Raw genomic sequence first — 5,970 nt, 5'->3', positions numbered from 1 at the left:
CCTCGAACCCGTGGGCGGTATCCGAAGCCTGCCTGGATAACGGTGCACACCTCGTCGCGGCCGTTTGCAAGTTCTACGGCCTTGGCCGCCCGGCGTGGGGCAAGAACGTGTTCGGGCACAAAGACTTCATCCCAACCGCCTGCCCAGCCTCATTGGCTGGCTCCCAGCACACCGCCTACATGGCTCGCGCCCAGTCTTGGTATGACCAAATGACCGGCAACACCCCAGCACCAGCACCAGCACCTGCTCCTGCAACGCCGAACATCGACACCCTCGCCGACGCGGTGATTCGCGGCGAGTACGGGAACGGGGAGGAGCGTAAGCTCCGCCTCGGAGCCAACTACGCGGCTGTCCAACAGCGAGTGAACGAGAAGCTTTCCGGCAACGCATCCGCCCCGAAGCCAGCAGGGCCCAACATCGACGCATTGGCTGATGCAGTGATTCGCGGTGATTACGGCAATGGGGAGGAGCGCAAGCTCCGCCTCGGAGCCAACTACGCCGCCGTGCAAGCTCGCGTAAATGAGAAGCTCGCGGGCCGTGCACCTGCCGCCAAGCCTGCGGGTCCCAACATTGATGCTCTTGCCGACACCGTGATCCGTGGCGAGTACGGCAACGGTGAAGATCGTAAGCGCCGCCTCGGAAATCTCTACAGCGCTGTCCAGGCGCGAGTCAACGCCAAGCTCGGCTACTAACAGCTAGAGGTCAACGAACTTAGCCCCGTCACCACTGTGACTTCCCAGATTCTCGGGGAGCCGGTGGTGGCGGGGCTTTTCATCATTCTTGAGGTTTTCTTACCCGTCCGGATTCGCAGGTGCCCGAGGGCGTATGGGCAGAAGGCCCACACGCGACCTCCGGCGAAGGGTTAACTCGGCACGCATTCGTGGCCTTCTACGGAGAGGAGGCCAGTGATGGCGTTAGATGAGAGAGAAAAACAAGCAGCCAGGCGCATGCGCTTGGGCGGGCTTGGGTATAAGGCGATCGCTGCACGTCTTGCGGTCAGCCGCGATCAGATCCGCGCCTATGTCACCCGCACAGGTATCGAACCAACAGCGAAAGCTGACCCTGATGGGCGGTGGTGCCGCTGGTGCGGAATCAAACTGTCGCAACGCGCGGATGGGAAGAAACCATCATTTTGCTGTAGCGAGCATCGGCGGGCGTTCTGGCATACCCACCCAGAAGCAGGCACCCGCAAAGCCTTCTATGAGTTCACGTGCGCAAACTGTGACATGCCTTTTCAAGCGTATGGGAATGCGGGGCGTAAGTACTGCTGCCATGCCTGCTACATCCGCCACCGGTTCGGCACCAAGGGTGGCAGTCGATGACCAAGGGCGTGTTTGATGCCGAGGTTGATCTAGCCAGGGTTGTGGGGTTCATTGATCGGCTCACTGACACTGGTGCACTGACGGACAGTGAAGCCCGCGTGGTGTTGACTCGTGTGGCGGGGGAGTTTCCTGCTGTTGTTGGTGGGCTGATTTTGCGGGTTCGACTGGATAAAACGCGGGTTTAGAGCGTAGATGGATACAACCAGCTGAACCCCTTATTTATTAGGGGAAACGAGCAGTGTAAGGAGATTGAGATACGTGGGTGAGATGAGGGTGATCCCGGCGAGACCAGCACGGCCGCAGCGGTTGAGGGTAGCGGCCTACGCGCGGGTGTCCACTGAGCACGAACGGCAATTGTCGTCGATCGCCGCCCAGGTATCGTACTACTCCCATCTGATTCAATCCACCCCTGGGTGGGACTATGTCGGGGTATTTATCGACGAAGGTATTACCGGCACCTCCACCAAGCATCGCGATGGATTCAAACACCTCATGGACACCGCTAAGGCAGGCGGCATTGACGTTATTTTGACGAAGTCGATCTCTCGCCTTGCCCGCAACACTGTCGACCTGCTCGCTACGGTCCGTGATCTCAAAGATCTTGGTGTGGCGGTGCGTTTCGAGCGTGAACAGATCGACACCCTCAGCGCTGACGGGGAACTCCTACTGACCTTGTTGGCGTCGTTTGCTCAAGAAGAATCCCGTTCACTATCCCAGAACGTCAAATGGGCGATCCGCAACCGGTACAAGAATGGTGGCACAAATTCTTTCGTCGTCTACGGCTATAGCTGGGCAAACGGCGAGTTCACCATCATTGACGAAGAAGCCAAGATTGTGCGCTTACTGTTTGCTAATTATCTCGATGGGATCAGCCCGGAGAAAACCGCGACGATGCTCAATGCTGAAGGTAAACGCTCTCGGGGAGGGCGACGGTTCTACGGGTCAGTGTTTCGTCGCATGCTCGAAAACGAGCGCTACAAGGGCTGCCAAATGCTACAGAAAATGTACCGCCCCACAATCCAAGCACCCACACGTGCCCTCAACAACGGGGAGCTGCCACGCTACTGGGTCGAGCAAGCCCTCCCACCAATCATTGACGAGGCGATGTTTGACGCGGTGCAAGCAGAAATCGCGCACAGGCGTGAGGTGGGCCCGGCGGCGACCCCGTCAAAGAACACGGGCGTATTCACTGGACGAATCTGTTGTGGTGCGTGTGGGAAGAGCTATCAACGCAAAACCCGCACCTACAAGTCTGGAACCTCATACAAGTTCTGGCGCTGCTGGAGTGCCTGCACCGGGAACGGCAACCCCTGCGGCGGACATAATCTACGCGAAAGCCTCCTCGAACACGCCTGCGCATACATGCTCGGCACCCAGGGTTTCGACCCCGTCCAGGTTGGCGAGCAGATCGTGATGATCGAGGCCTTCGAGCATCAGCTCACCTTCCACCTCGCGGATGGAACCATGACACCAGTGGGGTTAACCAGTGAGGGGAGGTTGGCATGAGTCGCACCGTCACAGCGATACCCGCAACAAAGAAATTTGGGAATGTCACAACCCCGTCTGGGGTACCAGCGCGCAGAAGGGTCGCCGCCTACGCTCGCGTCTCTACCGAGATGGAAGAACAAACCTCCTCGTATGAGGCCCAAATCGACTACTACACCACCTACATTCGCTCCCGTAATGATTGGCAGTTCGCGGGCATGTATTCCGATGAGGGCATCTCTGGCACTTCTATGAAACGCCGTGAAGGATTCCAAACCATGATCGATGACGCTCTGGCAGGCAAAATCGACCTGATCCTCACCAAGAGTGTGTCCCGGTTTGCTCGCAACACCGTCGACTCGCTCACTACCGTGCGCAAGCTCAAGGATGCAGGCGTCGAGGTCTATTTTCAGAAGGAAAATATTTACACCTTTGACGCCAAAGGCGAATTACTCATCACGATCATGTCGAGTCTGGCGCAAGAAGAATCCCGCTCAATTTCCGAGAACGTCACCTGGGGCCACCGTAAACGCTTCGCCGACGGGAAAATCATGGTTCCCTACGCTTCACTGTTGGGCTACAAGAAAGGCGAGGAGGGAAACCTCGCCATCGACGAAACCCAAGCCCCGATCGTGCGGCGCATTTACGCCCGCTTCCTAGAAGGCGCAACCCCTCAAACCATCGCCAAAGAACTCACCGCTGATCAGATTCCTACACCGCGTGGCAAACAAATCTGGTCGCCCTCGACTGTGCGATCGATCCTGACCAACGAGAAATACAAAGGCGACGCGCTGCTCCAAAAGAGCTTCACTACCGACTTCCTGACCAAAACCATGAAAGTCAACGAAGGCGAAGTACCCCAGTACTACGTCACCGGCAACCACGAACCCATCATCACCCCAGCCACCTGGGACGTGGTCCAAACAGAACTCGCCCGCCGCGCAGGCAAAGGCACCTCTAATACCCACCCCTTTGCCAACAAGATCACCTGCAGCGAGTGTAGTGGCTCATTCGGGAGGAAAGTGTGGCACTCCACCAGCAAATACCGCCGCTATATCTGGCGCTGCAACAACAAATACAAGAAAATTCATCGTTGCGCGACACCCCACGTCACCGAGGAGCAGATCAAAAACGCCTTCGTCGCCGCCCTGGCTGAGCGCGTCACCAACACTGACGTTCTCGATGACACCATGTGCCTGCTCGACGAAACCGTCTACGACACCCGCGAGTTGGAAACTCAGCAGGCCACGCTAGGGGAGCGGATCGAAGAAACGATCACGCTGATGAACCAACTCATCACCACCGCAGCAGCCACAGCCCACGACCCCGACGACTACGACCGCCGCTACCACCAGCTCGAAACCCGACACCGCCAACTCGAGACCGAGCACCAGCACATCACCGACAAGATCGACGATCTGCGCCACCGCCGAGCACAAGCCATCAAAGTCCACTTCTACCTCGCCACCCTGCCACCACTCGCATACAGCGACCAAGCATGGAACACCCTCGTCGACCACGCCATTATCAACGCTAATGGAGCCATCAGCGTCATCTTCAAAGACGAATAATCGGCCAGCTAACTCGCTCACAGCAATAAAAACCAGCAATTCTACCCCCGTCTTTGGAAAACACCCCCTACCGAATGAATCTGCCCCCAAGCCAGTCTTGTATCAAAATGAACGTCTAAGTCTCTTGTAGCCGGCCACAAGGTTGTTCCCTTGTGGTCGGTTTTAGTGCTAATGCCCGAATTGTGGGGCTATAGGCGCAAACGTGGTGCTTTAGATGGCGTGTCGGTTTTAGTGTCGGGCCGGGAATTGAAATGGGCCCACTGTGCCGCGGTGTGGCACTGGGGATCCCGTCGCCCGCTCAAATATTTAGATCGACTAGACGTAAAAATTTAGCTAATAGGGCATACGGAACATGCTCCTAAAGAATTTTCCATAATGTGACATTTGTCACTCATTTCTTGCGATGATATCAGCATTTTTCCTATTAAAACGCCATTTTTTCTACAGAAACCGCTTAGGATGCAACCGTAACAGCGTGCATCTACCAAGAAAGGCGAATGTATAATGTTGCCCACTTTTCGCAAATCATTAATAGTCGCTATATCGACGAGCGCTCTCATACTCACTGGCGGAATAGCAACCGCTCAAGCTTCCGCTGCGGATTCCGCCACTTACCCCGTCAGGATAAGCAAAGTAGCGGAAGATAATACTTCTTCTGAGCTCAAAGATGCACACTTAAGCCTCTCAATTCCGGGAGGCGATCCACAAACCTGGACATCATCAACAAGCCCGCATGAAGTAAAGCTTGCTCCTGGTACATATACGCTTACCGAAACTTCTGCACCGAAGGACTATGATGTAGCAGAGCCGATCAGCTTTACCGTAACAGATAAAGGCACAATCGAAGCCCCGTCAACAGTTTTGAGCTTTTCTCCGGTAGACGCAACTCCAGTAAGAGCCTATAACGATTTCAATGACGAAACTCCTCATTGGGGACAGAATCCTTACGGCAAAAACTACTATGTTGATCGGGATACTAAAAACGAGTCTGCCGCAGGAGACGAGGTCATTTATTGCTTCAATATGGATCTGAACCAACCACCGGACTCTTATAACTATGGTGAAAACATCGACCCAGATGTGACTGGGAAAGAAGTCAATTTCACAGCACGCTATGTTTTCGATGGCTTGGCTCAGTATGCCAATACTCCCAAGGTGCAAGATCCAGCTACTCTTGCTCTTAAAATTCGTAAGGTCATCGAGGCCGGCTATCCAAATAACAAGAAAACTTTTGGCACTGGGCTGACTTCCACCGAGTTCCGCGCAGCTACTCAGCTTGCTGTCTACTACTGGTCAGACTCTTTCACCTTAGAGAAAATCCGCGAAATAGTAGCTAAAGATGGCGTAGATTCCCAGAAAACTCACGGTTTCGGAAGAATTGATACTCCTGAGGGGGCAAAAGTTAAAGCAGCATACGAGAAAATCATTGCCTATGCTGAGGATTCAAATTCAGATAGCGACATTGTTGATAAAAACATCGGCGTTTACATCCCAAACCTTTCGAATTACCAGCGTTTCATTAGCTCCAAGGACACCCCGCAAGAGCGCATTCCAGTTATCGCGATGGTAGATAAAAAGACCGTAGCGCCAGA

At 54.8% G+C, this 5,970-nt stretch carries 6 protein-coding genes; all 6 read left to right on the top strand.

The genetic code is table 11. The features are described from left to right. Positions 1 to 692: N-acetylmuramoyl-L-alanine amidase (locus AC5RE1_RS07095; protein WP_493938501.1), on the top strand; the 692-nt coding region annotated here is incomplete at its 5' end. 216 nt (positions 693 to 908) lie between these two features. After that, positions 909 to 1,322, top strand: coding sequence for a hypothetical protein (locus AC5RE1_RS07090; protein WP_006680347.1), 414 nt, complete (start codon positions 909 to 911; stop codon positions 1,320 to 1,322). After that, on the top strand, positions 1,319 to 1,507 hold the full coding sequence (locus AC5RE1_RS07085) for a hypothetical protein (RefSeq protein ID WP_006680346.1): 189 nt from the start codon (positions 1,319 to 1,321) through the stop codon (positions 1,505 to 1,507). The genes AC5RE1_RS07090 and AC5RE1_RS07085 overlap by 4 nt, the downstream gene beginning before the upstream one ends. 82 nt (positions 1,508 to 1,589) lie before the next feature. Continuing rightward, positions 1,590 to 2,828: a recombinase family protein gene (locus AC5RE1_RS07080; RefSeq protein WP_493938502.1), complete on the top strand. Its 1,239-nt coding sequence runs from the start codon at positions 1,590 to 1,592 to the stop codon at positions 2,826 to 2,828. After that, positions 2,825 to 4,378, top strand: a complete 1,554-nt coding sequence (locus AC5RE1_RS07075) for a recombinase family protein (protein WP_006680344.1) — start codon at positions 2,825 to 2,827, stop codon at positions 4,376 to 4,378. The genes AC5RE1_RS07080 and AC5RE1_RS07075 overlap by 4 nt, the downstream gene beginning before the upstream one ends. A gap of 504 nt (positions 4,379 to 4,882) precedes the next feature. After that, on the top strand, positions 4,883 to 5,970 hold a 1,088-nt coding region (locus tag AC5RE1_RS07070; RefSeq protein ID WP_493938500.1), incomplete at its 3' end, for a Cys-Gln thioester bond-forming surface protein.

The sequence above is a fragment of the Actinotignum sp. usb-actsch-rep-73 genome (genome assembly GCF_059082735.1).
The sequence above is the reverse complement of the archived record's forward strand: the minus strand, read 5'-3'. Positions and strand labels throughout refer to the sequence as shown.

Excerpts from the sequence above, each read along its gene's own strand:
- AC5RE1_RS07085 (WP_006680346.1), top strand. The coding sequence starts at position 1,319 with ATGACCAAGGGCGTGTTTGATGCCGAGGTTGATCTAGCCAGGGTTGTG.
- AC5RE1_RS07075 (WP_006680344.1), top strand. The coding sequence starts at position 2,825 with ATGAGTCGCACCGTCACAGCGATACCCGCAACAAAGAAATTTGGGAAT.
- AC5RE1_RS07090 (WP_006680347.1), top strand. The coding sequence starts at position 909 with ATGGCGTTAGATGAGAGAGAAAAACAAGCAGCCAGGCGCATGCGCTTG.
- AC5RE1_RS07080 (WP_493938502.1), top strand. The coding sequence starts at position 1,590 with ATGAGGGTGATCCCGGCGAGACCAGCACGGCCGCAGCGGTTGAGGGTA.